At 71.2% G+C, this 14876-nt stretch carries 17 protein-coding genes and 1 pseudogene; 10 read left to right on the forward strand and 8 right to left on the reverse strand.

The features are described 5' to 3' along the window. Positions 1 to 46 precede the first annotated feature (46 nt). Complete coding sequence (locus R3F55_20480; protein MEZ5669767.1) at positions 47 to 1195, reverse strand: toxic anion resistance protein; 1149 nt, start codon at positions 1193 to 1195, stop codon at positions 47 to 49. 268 nt (positions 1196 to 1463) lie between these two features. On the opposite strand from R3F55_20480, the gene R3F55_20485 reads away from it, so the two are divergent. The 3 genes from R3F55_20485 to R3F55_20495 all read left to right on the forward strand — a co-directional run bounded on the left by R3F55_20485 (position 1464) and on the right by R3F55_20495 (position 3239). Beyond that, positions 1464 to 2225 carry a glycosyltransferase family 2 protein gene (locus R3F55_20485; GenBank protein MEZ5669768.1) on the forward strand — a complete coding sequence of 254 codons (762 nt, stop codon included), beginning with the start codon at positions 1464 to 1466 and terminating at the stop codon, positions 2223 to 2225. A gap of 6 nt (positions 2226 to 2231) precedes the next feature. Further along, positions 2232 to 2570: a lipid-A-disaccharide synthase N-terminal domain-containing protein gene (locus R3F55_20490; GenBank protein ID MEZ5669769.1), complete on the forward strand. Its 339-nt coding sequence runs from the start codon at positions 2232 to 2234 to the stop codon at positions 2568 to 2570. Between the two features lie 192 nt (positions 2571 to 2762). After that, positions 2763 to 3239: a GcrA family cell cycle regulator gene (locus R3F55_20495; protein ID MEZ5669770.1), complete on the forward strand. Its 477-nt coding sequence runs from the start codon at positions 2763 to 2765 to the stop codon at positions 3237 to 3239. A 17-nt stretch (positions 3240 to 3256) separates the two neighbouring features. On the opposite strand, the gene R3F55_20500 is transcribed toward R3F55_20495, so the two are convergent. The 6 genes from R3F55_20500 to R3F55_20525 form a co-directional block, all read right to left on the reverse strand. Further along, positions 3257 to 4195 (reverse strand): ABC transporter ATP-binding protein, encoded by a 939-nt coding sequence (locus tag R3F55_20500; GenBank protein MEZ5669771.1) that lies wholly within the window; start codon positions 4193 to 4195, stop codon positions 3257 to 3259. Beyond that, positions 4192 to 5166: an ABC transporter ATP-binding protein gene (locus tag R3F55_20505; protein ID MEZ5669772.1), complete on the reverse strand. Its 975-nt coding sequence runs from the start codon at positions 5164 to 5166 to the stop codon at positions 4192 to 4194. Before R3F55_20505 ends, R3F55_20500 begins: the two co-directional genes overlap by 4 nt. Then, positions 5163 to 5984 (reverse strand): ABC transporter permease, encoded by an 822-nt coding sequence (locus R3F55_20510; GenBank protein MEZ5669773.1) that lies wholly within the window; start codon positions 5982 to 5984, stop codon positions 5163 to 5165. The genes R3F55_20505 and R3F55_20510 overlap by 4 nt, the downstream gene beginning before the upstream one ends. Beyond that, a complete protein-coding gene (locus tag R3F55_20515) occupies positions 5981 to 6982 on the reverse strand; it encodes an ABC transporter permease (GenBank protein MEZ5669774.1) in 1002 nt (333 codons plus the stop codon). The genes R3F55_20510 and R3F55_20515 overlap by 4 nt, the downstream gene beginning before the upstream one ends. A gap of 36 nt (positions 6983 to 7018) precedes the next feature. Continuing rightward, positions 7019 to 8626 (reverse strand): ABC transporter substrate-binding protein, encoded by a 1608-nt coding sequence (locus R3F55_20520; GenBank protein ID MEZ5669775.1) that lies wholly within the window; start codon positions 8624 to 8626, stop codon positions 7019 to 7021. A 137-nt stretch (positions 8627 to 8763) separates the two neighbouring features. Beyond that, positions 8764 to 9228: a GFA family protein gene (locus R3F55_20525; GenBank protein MEZ5669776.1), complete on the reverse strand. Its 465-nt coding sequence runs from the start codon at positions 9226 to 9228 to the stop codon at positions 8764 to 8766. 191 nt (positions 9229 to 9419) lie between these two features. Between R3F55_20525 and rpmH the strand changes: the two genes are divergently transcribed. The 7 genes and pseudogenes from rpmH (at position 9420) to argB (ending at position 13917) form a co-directional block, all read left to right on the forward strand. Then, on the forward strand, positions 9420 to 9554 hold the full coding sequence (rpmH, locus tag R3F55_20530) for a 50S ribosomal protein L34 (protein ID MEZ5669777.1): 135 nt from the start codon (positions 9420 to 9422) through the stop codon (positions 9552 to 9554). An 85-nt stretch (positions 9555 to 9639) separates the two neighbouring features. Continuing rightward, positions 9640 to 10026, forward strand: a complete 387-nt coding sequence (gene rnpA, locus R3F55_20535; protein MEZ5669778.1) for a ribonuclease P protein component — start codon at positions 9640 to 9642, stop codon at positions 10024 to 10026. Between the two features lie 6 nt (positions 10027 to 10032). Beyond that, complete coding sequence (gene yidD / locus R3F55_20540) at positions 10033 to 10338, forward strand: membrane protein insertion efficiency factor YidD (GenBank protein ID MEZ5669779.1); 306 nt, start codon at positions 10033 to 10035, stop codon at positions 10336 to 10338. Between the two features lie 11 nt (positions 10339 to 10349). Beyond that, positions 10350 to 12326 carry a membrane protein insertase YidC gene (yidC, locus tag R3F55_20545; GenBank protein ID MEZ5669780.1) on the forward strand — a complete coding sequence of 659 codons (1977 nt, stop codon included), beginning with the start codon at positions 10350 to 10352 and terminating at the stop codon, positions 12324 to 12326. Positions 12327 to 12336: 10 nt separating this feature from the next. Beyond that, positions 12337 to 12516 (forward strand): annotated as a pseudogene (locus R3F55_20550) (GTPase). A gap of 88 nt (positions 12517 to 12604) precedes the next feature. Further along, positions 12605 to 12997 (forward strand): hypothetical protein, encoded by a 393-nt coding sequence (locus R3F55_20555; GenBank protein ID MEZ5669781.1) that lies wholly within the window; start codon positions 12605 to 12607, stop codon positions 12995 to 12997. 14 nt (positions 12998 to 13011) lie between these two features. Next, a complete protein-coding gene (gene argB / locus R3F55_20560; protein ID MEZ5669782.1) occupies positions 13012 to 13917 on the forward strand; it encodes an acetylglutamate kinase in 906 nt (301 codons plus the stop codon). Positions 13918 to 14098: 181 nt separating this feature from the next. On the opposite strand, the gene R3F55_20565 is transcribed toward argB, so the two are convergent. Next, positions 14099 to 14797 (reverse strand): SDR family NAD(P)-dependent oxidoreductase, encoded by a 699-nt coding sequence (locus tag R3F55_20565; protein ID MEZ5669783.1) that lies wholly within the window; start codon positions 14795 to 14797, stop codon positions 14099 to 14101. Positions 14798 to 14876 lie beyond the last annotated feature (79 nt).

Raw genomic sequence — 14876 nt, forward strand, 5'->3', positions numbered from 1 at the left:
ACGGGGGGGGGGGGGGCGGGGCGGGGGCCGGCCCCCCACGCCACGGTCAGGCGGCCGCCTGGGCGGCGGTCTTCAGTGCGGTCTTCAGCTTCGTCTCGGTATCGGCCAGCTCGCGCTCCGCGGCGGCGCGCTTGGCCTTGCCTTCCTCGGCGATGCGAATGCTGTCCTGGATGGTGGCGATCAGCTCGTCATTGGCCTTCTTGATCACCTCGATGTCATAGACCCCGCGCTCCATCTGCTCGCGGATCTGCGCATTGCTGGTGCGCAGATTGGCGGCGTTGGCCGCCAGCAGCTCGTTGTTGAGGTCGTGCACCGCCTTGACGGTCTCGCCCGCCTCGGCGGCGCGGTACATGGTCACCGCCTGCGCCAGCTGGGTCTTCCACAGCGGGATGGTGTTGAGCAGCGACGACTGGATCTTGTTGACCAGCATCTTGTCGTTTTCCTGCACCAGCCGGATGCTGGGCAGCGACTGCATGGTGACCTGCCGGGTCAGCTTCAGGTCGTGGACCCGGCGCTCCAGCTCGTCGCGGGCCGAGCGCAGGTCGCGCAGCTTCTGCGCGTCGACCATGTCGCCGGATTCGTCGGCGATCTTGGCCAGCGCCGGAATCTCGTCGGCGTCGAGGCGGCGCAGCTTCTCGTCGCCGGCGGCGATGTAGTCGGCGAGGGTGTGGAAATAGTCCAGGGTGGTGTCGTAGAGCCGGTCGAGCAGCAGGATGTCCTTCAGCAGCTGCTGCTTGTGGCCCTCCAGCGTGCCGGACAGGCTCTCGATCTGGCTGCCGACGGTCTCGTACTGCTGCACGAAGCGGGCGACCGGCGAGATCGCGCCGAACAGCCGGGCCAGCCAGCCCGGCTTCTTGCCGTCCTTCAGGTCTTCGATGTCGAGGCCGCGGACCTTCAGCATCATGTTGTTGAGCGCCTCGCCGGCCGGACCGGTGTCCTTGTTGCGCACGCCCTCGAGCATGGTCTCGGACACCTCGGTGACGTGGCGCTGCGCGTCGACGCCGAAGGCGATGATCGACTGGGTGTTGTGCATGTCGAGCTGGCCGATCAGCGCCTCGATCCGCTGCTTCTCCTCGGCCTCCGCCGCCTCGTAGGGCACGATGTTCGCGGCGGGCTCCGCCAGCGTCTTCAACGCCTCAGCCGGCACTTCCGTCATCGTCAGCGTGGCGACAGGCGCCGTCGTGGTGTCGGTCATCGAAACCCCTTTCCCTTCCGTGCCCGGCGGCCTGCCTACCGCCGGGGATCGACTGCTTTCACCCCCGTGGACGGCCCGCGGCGTGCGCGCCGCGTCGCCGGGCGGAGATTAACACAGCGGCACGGCAGGCATAGTCCGATTGTCGCACCCCGCCGCGCCGTGCCGGCGGATTGTGCCGGCGCCGCCGCGATGCTATGTGCAGCCGCGCGGCGCGGCGGCGCGTCACCCGTCGCGCAGGCCCCCGTCGCAGAGGTCAGGGAGTTCGGGCATGCCCCACGAGACGCCGGAGCTGAGCGCGGCCCGGCCGCGCATCTCCGTCGTCGTGCCGGTGAAGGACGAGGAGGACAACGTCCTGCCGCTGATCGCGGAGATCGACGCGGCGCTGGCAGGCCACCCCGACCACGAGATCGTCTATGTCGACGACGGCAGCGGCGACGCCACCCCGCGGGTGCTGGCCGAGGCGGCCGGCCGCTATCCGCGGCTGCGCCGGCTGCGCCACGCCGAAAGCTGCGGCCAGAGCCGGGCGATCCGCACCGGCATCCTCCACGCCCGCGGCAGCCTGATCGTGACGCTGGACGGCGACGGCCAGAACGACCCGGCCGACATCCCGGCGCTGATCGCGCTGTTCGAACGCGGCAGCCCGGACCAGCGGCCGCTCGGCATGGTCGCCGGCCAGCGCGCCAAGCGGCGCGACAGCTGGGTCAAGCGCCGCTCCTCGCGCATCGCCAACGGCCTGCGCCGGCGGCTGCTCGACGACGATTGCGTCGACACCGGCTGCGGCCTGAAACTGATCGCGCGCGAGTGTTTCCTCGCCCTGCCCTATTTCGACCACATCCATCGCTTTCTTCCCGCACTGGTCAAACGCGAGGGCTATGCCGTACGATTCATCGACGTGAATCACCGGCCCCGCTCGCGCGGGCAATCGAAATACGGGGTGATGAACCGGCTGTGGGTCGGCATCGCCGATCTGCGCGGCGTGATGTGGCTGAACCGGCGCAGTCGCCGGCCCAGCAGGATAGACGAGCTGTAGAGATCCATGTTCGGATACGAGTGGAGCGAGATCTTCTCGGTCGAGACGCTGTGGCTGACGATCGGCTTCGCCGGCCAGGGCCTGTTCTTCGTGCGCTGGCTGGTGCAGTGGTTCTCCAGCGAGCGCGAGCGGCGCAGCGTGATCCCGATCTCGTTCTGGTACCTGTCGATGGGCGGCGCCATCGTGCTGCTCGCCTATGCGGTCTACCGCGAGGACCCGGTGTTCATCCTGGGCAACGTTTTCAATTCCGCGGTCTATGCCCGCAACCTGTATCTGATCCAGCGGGCCCGGGCCGAGGATGCCAGCCGGGAGTCGGTCGAACAGGCCAAGCCTTTGACCGAATAGGCAACTCCGACTCGGGCCCGTGCGGTGCCGAGTCGGCCCTTGCTGTGGATAAGAAAATCGTGGCTGTTAACCACTCGGTGTGGTAGGTTCCGCGTGCTTCTTCACCATATCTAGTGGCTGTCTGGGGGGCGGACAGAGCCGAGCCTCGGGTGTGCGTGACATGTTCAACTGTCAAGACGAAGGGTCAGCGATATGGCGTGGACGGAGGAACGGGTCGCCGAACTCAAACAACTGTGGGAACAGGGTCATAGCGCGAGCCAGATCGCGGCGATCCTGGGCGAGGTGACCCGCAACGCGGTGATCGGCAAGGCGCATCGCCTCGGCCTGTCGAGCCGCCCGTCGCCGATCAAGGCCGGCCAGCCCGGCGTCCCGCGCCCGAAGAAGAAGCCGGCGCCCCGCCGCCCGGCGGCCCGGCGCCGCCCGGTCGCCGCGCCCCGCGCCAAACCGGAAAAGCCGGCGGTACCGCGGCTGAGCGAGGCGGAGCGCCGCCTGCTGGCGATCCAGCCGCAACCGGCGCCGGAGGGCTATCGCGGCCCGACCTGCCAGTGGCCGATCGGCGACCCGGGCCAGGACGAGTTCCGCTTCTGCGGCGCGCCGTCGTCCAGCGGCCGGCCCTATTGCGACGCCCATTGCCAGATCGCCTATCGCCGCCGCGAGGAGGCGGCCTGAGCGGCCGGCAGCTGCATTCAACCGGCCAGGTGGCAGGCCGCCATCCGGCCGGACGCTAGCGGCCGCAGGGCGGGATCCTCGCGCCGGCAGCGGTCGACCGCCAGCGGACAGCGCGGGTGGAAGCGGCAGCCGGCGGGCACCGCATACGGACGGGGCGGCTCGCCGCCCAGCCTGAGCCCGGGGCCGGCCCGGTCCGCACGGCCGGCCGGCACCGCCGCCGCCAGTGCGCGGGTATAAGGGTGGGCCGGGGCCGCCCAGACCGTTTCGCCGGCCCCGATTTCGACCACCCGGCCCAGATACATCACCGCCACCCGATCGGCGATCCGCCGCACCACGCCGAGGTCGTGGCTGATGAACAGGATGCCGACGCCGCGCTCGCGCCACTGGTCGAGCAACAGGTTGAGGACCTGGGCCCGGACCGAGACGTCGAGCGAGGCGACCGGCTCGTCGCAGACCAGGAAGTCCGGCCGCGGCGCCAGGGCCCGGGCGATCGCCGCCCGCTGCAGCTGGCCGCCGGACAGCGCATGCGGCCGTCGCCGGGCGAGGCCCGGGTCGAGACCGACCTGCTCCAGCAACGCCGCCACGGCTGCGCCGGTGTCGCCGTCAGCCATGCGCAGTGCGCGCAGCGGCATGGCGATCGAGCCGCCCACCGTGCGGCGCGGGTTGAACGAGGCGAGCGGCTCCTGGAAGACCAGCTGGATACGCTGGCGCATCGGCCGCGCGACCCGGCCGCGGTCGCCGAACAGCGGGCGGCCGTCGCACAGCACGGTGCCCGCATCGGGGCGGTCGAGGCCGACGGCGATCCGCGCCAGCGTGCTCTTGCCGCAGCCGGACTCGCCGACCAGGCCGACGATCTCGCCCGCGCACAGTGCCAGGTCGACGCCGTCGAGCGCACGCGCGACATGGGCGCCGCGGCCGAAGCGGCGGACGATGCCGGCCAGGGCGAGCGTGCTCATCGCTCCGCCTCGCCGGCACGCCAGCAGGCCACCAGGCCGTCTTCGACATCCTCCAGGCGCGGCGCCTCGGCCCGGCACCGGTCGAGCGCCAGGGCGCAGCGCGGCGCGAAGGCGCAGCCGGTCCCGCCGGCGGGCGCCATCCGGCCCGGCAGCTCGGGCAGCCGGCCGCGGCCGGCCGCGCCCTGCGCGACGAAGGGCAGCGCGGCTTCGGCAAGCGCCCGGCTGTAGGGATGCGCCGGCCGCTCGACCAGGGCCGCGGTGGTGCGCTCCTCGACGATGCGGCCGGCGTAGATGACCGCGACGCGGTCCGCCACCGCCGCGGCGACAGCCAGATCGTGGGTCACCAGCAGCAGCGCCACGCCTTCCTTTGCGACCAGGCCGCGCAGCAGGTCGAGCACCTGCGCCTGTACCGTCGCATCCAGCGCGGTGGTCGGCTCGTCGGCGAGGATCACCGCCGGCCCGGCGGCAAGCGCCGCGGCGATGGCGACACGCTGCTTCATCCCGCCCGACAGCTGGTGCGGATAGGCGCGGGCCCGGCGCGACGCGTCGCCGATGCCGACCTGGGCCAGCAGACGCTCGGTTTCCCGGCGCGCCGCGCGACCGCGCAACCCGCGATGCACGGCCAGCACCTCGTCGACCTGGTTGCCGACGCTGAGCACCGGGTTCAGGCTGCCGGCCGGATCCTGGAACACCATGCCGATGCCGGCGCCGCGCGTGCGCTCGCGTTCGGTCTCCGCCATGTCCAGCAGGGAGCGGCCCTGCAGGCGGACTGCGCCCGAGACGACGGCAGTGGCCGGCAGCAGGCCGGCGATCGCCAGCAGTGTCGCGCTCTTGCCCGAGCCGCTTTCGCCGATCAGCGCCGTGACCGCCCCGCCGGCCAGTGTCAGCGAGACCCCGTCGACCGCGACGGCGCCGCCGAAGCGCACGCCCAGGCCGTCGACGGCGAGCGCCGGTTCCGCTGCCGGGTTCACGGCCCGGGCCGCCGTCGCGTCGCCAGCCTGTCGGCCAGCGCATCGCCGAGCAGGCTGACCGACAGCACGGTCAGGGCCACCGCCGCGCCGGGAATGGCGACCAGATGCGGGGCGGTGCGCAGCACCGCGCGGCCGTTGGCGACCATGCCGCCCCAGCTGACCTGGTTGGGGTCGCCGAGCCCGAGGAAGGCGAGGGCGGATTCGACCAGCACGGCGGCGCCGACCGTGACACCGACCAGCGCCACCACCGGCTGCAGCGCACCCGGCAGGACCTCGGCGAAGGCGATGGCCAGCGGCCGCATCCCTGCGATCCGCGCCGCATCGACATAGTCGCGCGACTTCAGCGACAGCACCTCCGCCCGCACCAGCCGGGCGGTCGCCGGCCAGGACGAGACCGCGATCGCGAGCACGATGTTGGCGGTGTTGGCGCCGAGCACGCTGACCATGGCCAGCGCCAGCAGGAATGTCGGGACGGTCTGGAACGCCTCGGTCAGCCGCATCAGCACGTCGTCGAGCCAGCCGCCGAGGAAGCCGGCGACCGTGCCGACCAGCATGCCGATGCCGATCGCCGCTGCCGCCGCAGCCAGGCCGACGATCAGCGACACGCGGGCGCCATGGACCAGCGCGGCGAAAGCGTCGCGGCCGAGCTGGTCGGTGCCCAGCGGGACCCGCCAGTCCGCGAACGGCGCCTGCAGCGGCCGGCCGACGATGTCGAGCGGATCGCCCGGCGCCAGCCAGCCGGCCAGCAGCGCCAGCAGCGCAAGGCCGCCCAGGCCGGCTGCACCGAACCAGCCGCCCGGGCCCCAGCGTCCGCTCATGCCCGCGCGCCCGGCCGGCGTTCGTCGGCGACGCGGGGGTCGAGCCAGGCGTAGGCGATGTCGACCACGAGGTTGACCGCGATGACCAGCAGCGTGCCGGCGAGCAGGATGCCGGCGACCAGCGCCAGGTCGCGCTGCCGCACCGCTTCGTAGGCGAGGCTGCCCAGCCCCGGGATGGCGAAAACGTTCTCCACCACGACGCTGCCGCCGAGCAGGTTGCCGGTCTGCAGCCCCAGCATGGTGACCACTGGCAGCAGCGCCGGCCGGGCGATGTGGCGCAGCACCAGGCGGCGGCGCGGAATGCCGCGGGCGCGGGCGGCGCGGACCCAGTCGCTGGCCTGGGTCTCGATCATCGCGCCGCGCATCAGGCGCAGGTACAGCGCCATGTATGTCAGCGCCAGGGTCAGCACCGGCAGCACCAGGTGCCAGGCCATGTCGGCCGCGCGGCCGAGCAGGCCGGTCGGGCCGTCGATGCTCTCCATCCCGCCCAGCGGGAACAGCGACAGCTTGATCACGAACAGCACGATGAAGACGAGGCCGAGCCAGAAGTTCGGCATCGCGTTCAGGATCAGCGCCCCGACGGTGATGCCGGTATCGACCGCACTGCCGCGGCGCAGCGCGGCGATCCCGCCCAAGACCGAGCCCAGCGCCGCCGACAGCACGATGGCCGAGCCCATCATCAGCAGGGTGTTGGGCAGCCGGTCGAGGATGGCATCGGCGACCGGCGCGCTCATCGCCACCGACCAGCCGAAGTCGAAGGTGACCAGCGCCTCCAGATACACCAGGAAGCGGGTGACCAGCGAACGGTCGAGCCCCCAGTCCTGGCGCAGCCGCTCGGCGAAGGCGGCGTCGCCGCTGCCGGTGCCGGCGAGATAGGCGTCGACCGCATCGCCCGGCGCCAGCTCCAACAGGCCGAAGACGCCGGTGGCGACGATCAGGACGACGGGCAGCGCGTGGACCAGCCGCCGGCCCGCCAGTCGTGCGGCCCGCGGGCCCATGGCGCCGGATCGCGGACGCCGCGGGTCAGGCCAGGGTCAGCCCTGGGCCAGCCAGGTGTCGGCCCAGGACGACGTCGCCCAGCGCGGGTTGTTCTGGGCATTGCGCACCCGGTCGCTGGCGACGGTCGTGAAGGTGAACTCGACCAGGTTCAGCAGCGGAAGCTGCTCGGCGGCCAGCTGCTGGAACCGTTCGTACATCGCGATCCGGGCCAGCGGGTCGACCGCCTGCGCGGCCTCCGCGATCACCGCGTTCATCGCTTCGTCGTCATAGCCATACTGATTTGAGAACGGCACGCCGTCGGGCAGCCCACCCTGGAACAGGATGGTGGTCGAGATCGCCGGGTCGTTGCGGTAGACCGGCGAGCCGATGGCGAGGTCGAAATCGTGGTCGGTGTAGACGGCGGCGATATGGCCGGCCGGGTCGGCGGTCACGATCTCCACATCGATGCCGATCCCCTTCAGCGCCTGGCGCACATAGTCGCCGGTCGCCCGGGTCTGCTCGAACCACGGCGCCGGGCGCAGCCGCAGCGCGAAGCGCATGTCGTCGTCGCCGCGCAGATAGCCCGCCTCGTCGAGCAGGGCCTCCGCCGCGGCCGCGTCGAAGCCGGGCTGGGCCGCGCCGGCATCGTAGAAGTCGGTCGCCGTCTGCGGGATCGGACCGGTCGCGACCGCGGCGCCGTAGCCGAGGAACACGGTATCGACGATGAACTGGCTGTCGATCGCCATCTTGATCGCCCGGCGCACGCGGACATCGGCCAGCTCGGGACGGCGGTGGTTGACCTCCACCGTGACCTGGTAGGTGATGCCCTCGTAACCCTCGGTGTAGACCGTGATGCCGTCGACCGCGTCGATGCGCTCCAGGTCGTACAGCGGAATGGCGGAGAAGGCGGCGAGGTGGATGTCGCCGGTCTCCAGCGCCGCCGCCTTGGCGCCGGCATCCGGCAGCAGCCGGAAGACGATCTCGTCGAGATAGGGCTTGCCGGCGTCCCAATAGGCCTCGTTGCGGGTCAGCCGGTAGAACTCGCCCGGCCGGTATTCCGCGAACCTGAACGGCCCGGTGCCGACCGGGTTGTTGTTGAATTCGCTGTTGGCGATGTCCGTGCCTTCGTACAGGTGACGCGGCAGCACGCTGGTCAGCGCCGGCAGGGCATTCTCGATCAACTGTGCCGGGGTCGGCTTGGCGAAGCGGAACACCGCGGTCAGGTCGTCGGGCGTATCCACCGCCTCCAGGTTGGCAAATACGACCTGCCCCAGGTTCTGCAGCGGCTTCCACACCTGCATCGCCGAGAAGGCGACATCGGCCGCGGTGAACGGCGTGCCGTCGTGCCACGTCACCCCGTCGCGCAGCTTGACCACGAAGTTCATGCCGTCGACGGCGCCCTCCCACGCGGTGGCCAGCAGCGGCCGCAGCCCGGTGGCGTAGTCCATCTCGGCCAGCGGCTCGACCACCTTGCTTGAAACGAAGAACACGCCGTTGGAGGCGACGATCGCCGGGTTCAGGTTGCGGGGCTCGCCGTCGGCGGCAACCAGCAGCGTGCCGCCCGTAACGGGCTCTTCCGCCGTAGCCGTCCGCGGCAATCCGACCAGCCAGGCGGTGGACAGCACCGAGCCCGACAGAAGCAGCGCACGCCTGGAAACCGTCATGTCCATCCGCCTATCCTCCGGTCCCTATCGCGCCGGTGCCACGACCGGCGCCGAACGCCCAAATCACAAGCCGCACCGTAAAATTCCGCAAGCGTCTTATCGCGCCGCTGGGCGCCCGATGCGATCCGGGTCGACGGTCAACTGCCGCCGCCGGTCCGATCCAGGCGCGGAACCGCCGCATATCCCATCAGACCCGGGCTGCTGCCGTCCACCTTGGGCAGGGTGTCTGCGACCTCAAGCCACGGCACGTGCTGGTCGAAGAAAATGTGGGCGGTGGGCTGGCTGTCGACCGGCCCGTCGAACGCGGCCAGCACCACGTGCGTCTCGCCGGGCGCGGCCTCGGACCGGAAGAACAGCGTGGTGCCGCACTGGGTGCAGAAGCCCCTCTGGCTCTGCGCCGACGAGCGGTACCAGCGAACCGTTGCGCTGCCGGCGGTCAGCGCGAACTGGCCGTCGGGAAAGCCGACCCAGGTGACGAAAGCGGCGCCATGCGCGGTCCGGCAATAGGCGCGGTGGCAGTGGACCACGAAACGGCTGGGCGGACGGGCCTGGAATCGCACCGCCCCGCACAGGCAGCCGCCGTGAAACGCATCGCCGGCCATCGCATCCCCTCAGGAACCGTCACCCGGCGCCCGCACTTCCGGCTGCGCCGAAAGGCCACGCGGATTGACATGGCGCATGGCCGGCACGTATATCACCGCCCACGCGAAATGCCCGACGCCTTTTCGTGGGCGCGGGCGTTTTCATTTGATCGTGCCCGTGGGCAGAATTCAGGTCAAAGACGGGGTCCACCGTGAAACGCACCTATCAACCGAGCCGCCTGGTGCGCAAGCGCCGTCACGGCTTCCGCCACCGCATGGCAACCAAGAACGGCAGGCTGGTCCTCAACCGCCGGCGCACCCGGGGCCGCAAGCGCCTGTCGGCCTGAGGCCCGGGCCGACGCCGTGGATGGTGCCCGACAGGGCCCCGCTGCACCGCGCGTCTCCGAACGGGCATCGCGCCGGCCGCCGCGGCTGGAACGGTTGAAGCGCCGCCAGGATTTCCTTCGCGTGGCCGCGAAACGCAACAGCGCTGCCCGGCCCGGCATGGTGCTGCAGGCGGCGCACCGGCCGGATGACGCAACGGAAGGGTCCGTGCGGTTCGGGCTGACGGTCAGCCGCAAGGTCGGCAACGCGGTCGAGCGGAACCGGGCGCGCCGGCGGCTGCGCGCCGCGGCGCTGGCCACGCTGTCAGCGCATGGCGAGGCCGGGGTCGATTACGTGCTGGTCGGACGGCGGGCCACCCTGACCCGGCCGTTCGACAAGCTGATGGGCGACCTGGCCGGTGCCATGCGGCAGGTCGGCTGCTGGCGCAATGACGAGGCCCCTGGCGCACGGGCGCAGGGCGAAGCCGAGGACTAAGGGACGATGGCAGCAACGGCCGCCTCCGAACCGGCACCACGACGCGGCCTTGGCCGGCTGGCTGCGCTGCCGCTGGTCGGGCTCGTGCGCGGCTACCAGCTGTTCGTCTCGCCGGTGCTGCCGATGGCCTGCCGCTTCCAGCCGACCTGTTCCAACTATGCGATCGAGGCGATCACGCGCCACGGCCCGCTGCGTGGCAGCTGGCTCGCGGCGCGGCGGATCGCGCGCTGCCATCCCCTGGGCGGCCACGGCTACGACCCGGTGCCCGCGCCGCGCGCGGCGGGTCTGCCGACGCACACCGAGCCAAGATAAGGCAGCAGCCCATGGAGAATTTCGGCAGCACCCGCAACCTGGTCATGGCGATCGTCGTCTCGGTCGCCGTGATCGCGGCGTGGCAGTTCTTCTACGAGATCCCGCGCAACGAGGAACGGCGCCAGGCCGAGCTGGAGGCGCAGCAGCGGGCGCAGTCGGTGGAAGAGACGGCACAGCCGTCCGGTCCGACGATCAGCCCGTCGGAGGTCGAAGCCGCCGCCGCGGCAACAACGGCGGCGCAGTCGCCGCGCCTGCCGATCGTCTCTGACCGCATCCACGGTTCGCTGCGCCTGATCGGGGCCCGCTTCGACGACGTCACCCTGCGCGGCTACCACGTCACGGTCGATCCGGAGAGCCCGGAGGTCGTGCTGCTCAGCCCCGAGGGCACCGACCTGCCCTACTTCGTCGAGTTCGGCTGGACCGGCGCGCCCGACGGCGTCGAACTGCCCGGGCCGCTGACCCCGTGGGAAGCCGACGGCAGCGAGCTGGTTGCCGGCGAACCGCTGACGCTGAGCTGGACCAACCCGCAGGGCGTCACCTTCGAGCGCGTGATCACGCTGGACCAGGACTACATGTTCACGGTGACCCAGCGGGTCAGCAACGGCAGCGACGTGCCGCTGAGCCTGACGCCGGTGGCGCGGGCCGAGCGCCAGGGCCTGCCGCGGCTCGAGAACTACATGGTGCTGCACGAGGGTGCGGTCGGCGTGTTCGACGAGACCCTGGAGGAGATCGACTATTCCGACCTGACCGACGACGGCGCCTATACCGACGCCAGTACCGGCGGCTGGATCGGATTCTCGGACAAGTACTGGCTGGTGGCGCTGGCTCCCGACCAGGACGCGCCGTTCACCGGCACCATGTCGCACATGCCGGGGACGGCGGCGACCTTCGACCTGACCTGGGCCGAGACCGAGCCGACCGCGATCGCGCCGGGCGAGAGCCAGGCGGTCACCTCGCACTTCTACGCCGGCGCCAAGGACGTGCGCCTGCTCGACGACTACGGCGATGCCCTGCGCATCCCGCTGTTCGACCGCGCGGTCGACTTCGGCTGGTTCTATTTCCTGACCAAGCCGCTGTTCTTGCTGCTGACCTTCATCCACGGCCTCGTCGGCAATTTCGGCGTCGCGATCATGATCCTGACCGTGATCGTGCGGCTGTTCCTGTTCCCGCTGGCGAACAAGTCCTACAAGTCGATGAGCCGGATGAAGAAGCTGGGCCCGCAGATGCAGGCCCTGCGCGAGCGCTACAAGGAAGACAAGCCGAAGCTGCAGCAGGAAATGATGGCGATGTACAAGCGGGAGAAGGTCAATCCCGCCGCCGGCTGCCTGCCCCTGCTGCTGCAGATCCCGGTGTTCTTCGCGCTGTACAAGGTGTTCCTGGTCTCGATCGAGATGCGGCACGCGCCGTTCGTGCTGTGGATCAAGGACCTGACCGCCCACGACCCGACCACGATCTTCAACCTGTTCGGCCTGATCCCGTGGGAGCCGCCCACCTTCCTGATGGTCGGCGTGCTGCCGCTGATGATGGGCGCGGCGATGTGGGCGCAGCAGCAGCTGAACCCGGCGCCGCCGGACCCGGTGCAGGCCAAGATCTTCGGCTTCCTGCCGATCGTGTTCACCTTTTTCCTGGCCAGCTTCCCGGCCGGCCTGGTGCTGTACTGGACGTGCAACAACATCCTTTCGCTGCTGCAGCAATATGTGATCATGCGCCGGATGGGCGCACCGATCGGGCGCAAGGCCGGCGCGGCGGAGCAGGCGCGGCTGAAGGCGGAGGCCGACCGCGCGATCGAGGAGGCCCGGCGCGAGGCCGAGGAGCGCAAGGAGCGCGAGAAGGCCGAGCGCGCCGCCGCCCGTGCCGCCGCGCCGGCGCCGTCGAAGCCGTTCAAGCCGAAGAAGGCGCGCGCCGCCCAGCGCGGCACCGGCGCCAAGCCGCGCCCGGCCCGGCCCGACGGCGGCTCGCCCAAGGGCGCCGGCGAAACCAGCGCCTGATCCCATCGCCATGGGCGACGCCACCGCTGCCGAAGAGGCCGCCGCGCTCGAAGCAGGCCGGCGGCTGTTCGCCGGCCCGTGCGGCTTCGTCGCCGGCGCCGACACGGTTGCGCGGCTGCCGGCGCTGAAGCTGCCCGAGGTGGCTTTCGCAGGCCGCTCCAACGTCGGCAAGTCCAGCCTGATCAACGCGCTGACCGGCCGTACCACCCTGGCACGGACCTCGAACACCCTCGGGCCGCACCCAGCAGGTCAACTTCTTCGACCTGGGCGGCCGGTTGATGCTGGTCGACCTGCCGGGCTACGGCTTCGCACGGGCGGCGAAGAGCGCGATCGCCCGCTGGCAGGGGCTGATCGTCGACTATCTGAAGGGCCGGCCCAACCTGCGCCGGGTCTGCGTGCTGGTCGATTCGCGACACGGCATCAAGGCCAGCGACGAGGAGATCTTCGCGCTGCTGGACGGCGCGGCGGTGCCCTATCAGGTGGTGCTGACCAAGGCCGACAAGAGCGGCGACACCGCGCTTGCCGCCCTGCGCGCGGCGGTCGCCGCCGCGCTGCGGCGCCATCCCGCCGCCCTGCCGGAGGCGCTGGCCACCAGCGCCGCAAAAGGCTATGGAGTGCCCGAACTGCGTGCCGAGCTGGCACGGCTCGCCGAACCCGAAACGCCCCACTGACCGGGAAGAGGAAGATGGGCCCGAAGGACAACAGACGCCGGCTGGAATGGCTTTCGAAGGCGGGGATCCTGTCGGAGGCGCTGCCCTACATGCGCCTCTACGCCGACAAGACGTTCGTCATCAAATATGGCGGCCACGCCATGGGCAACGACGAGCTGGCGACCGAGTTCGCCCGCGACATCGTGCTGCTGAAGCAGGTCGGCATCAACCCGGTGGTGGTGCACGGCGGCGGCCCGCAGATCGGCGACATGCTGGAGCGGCTGAAGATCAAGTCGGAATTCGTCGACGGCCTGCGCGTGACCGACGCCGAGACGGTCGACGTGGTCGAGATGGTGCTGGCCGGCAAGATCAACAAGCAGATCGTCACCGCGATCAATGCCAATGGCGGCAACGCCATCGGCATCTGCGGCAAGGACGGCAACCTGATGAAGGCGCGCCGGCTGCGTCGCACCCAGCGCGACCCCGACAGCAACATCGAGCGCATCCTCGACCTCGGCTTCGTCGGCGAGCCGAGCGTGGTCGACCCGACGGTTATCAAGTCGCTGGTCGCAGCCGACCTGATTCCGGTGGTGGCGCCGATCGGCGTCGGCGACAAGGGCGAGACCTACAACATCAACGCCGATACGGCGGCGGGCGCCATCGCCGGCGCGCTCGGCGCCACCCGGCTCTACCTGCTCACCGACGTGCAGGGCCTGCTCGACGGCGAGGGCAATTTCATCGGCGAGGTCACGCTGGAGGAATGCCGCAGGCTGATCGCCGACAAGGTGGCGACCGGCGGCATGATCCCGAAGCTGGAGACCTGCATGACCGCGCTGGAGAAGTCGGTCGAGGCCGCCGTCATCCTCGACGGCCGCGTGCCGCACGCCCTGCTGCTGGAGATCTTCACCGACCTCGGCGTCGGCACGATGGTGAAGCCGTAGTCAGGCGCGGCGTTGAAGCGTCGGTGAGCGGCTGCCGACGGCCGGCGTTCGGCGATCATCCTCGTCATTGCGAGCCGCCGCCTGGCGGCGTGGCAATCCAGGGCCGGGGCATCGACACCCATGCGCCGGGGCCGGTTTGCCGCGTCGCGGAGCCTGTCCTCGGGCCGGCCGAGGCTCGGCCTCAGCTCCGCCCGTAGGCCGTCAGCACGGTGCCGCGCACGGCGGTGTTGGCGGGGCCGGCCAGGTAGAGGATCGCGGCGGCCAGGGTTTCGGGCGTCACCCATTTCGCCGGGTCGGCCTTCGGCATCGCGGCGCGGTTGGCCGGCGTGTCGATGATCGACGGGGCGACCGCGTTGACCAGGATGCCCTTGTCGGCGAGCTCCTCGCCCAGCGCCGCGGTCATCGCGGCGACGGCGGCCTTGGTGGCGGTGTAGGCGACCATGCCCGCCCCGGTGCGCGGTTCCAGCGCCGGCCGGGCGGCGACGTTGACGATGCGGCCGCCGCCGTCCATCCGGCCCGCCGCCGCCTTGCAGCACAGGAAGCAGGTCATGGCGTTCATCGCCCACATCCGCTGCATGTCGGCGGCCGACGTCTCGGCCAGCCCGGCCATGGCGAAACCGCCGGCGAGGTGGACCGAGGCCCACAGCGCGGGCAGCGCGGCGTAGAAGCCGTCGACGGCGGCGGGATCGGCGAGGTCGATGCCGGCGGCGACCGTGACCCGGTCGGCGCCGAGGGCCGCGGCGGCCGTGCGGTCGGCCTCGGTGAACGCCGGGATGTGGACATGGGCGCCCGCCCGCAGCAACGCCGCCGAGACCACGCGGCCGAGCGCACCGGCCCCGCCGGTCACCACCACGTGCCTGCCTTCGAAATCCTCTGCCATCGGACGCTCCATTCGCTGCCGGCGGCGAGGGAAGCAGGGCCGGCGCCGCGCTTCAAGCCGCAATTGCGCCAGCGGGCGC

The organism is Alphaproteobacteria bacterium (assembly GCA_041396705.1).
In the GTDB taxonomy this organism is placed as follows: domain Bacteria; phylum Pseudomonadota; class Alphaproteobacteria; order CALKHQ01; family CALKHQ01; genus CALKHQ01.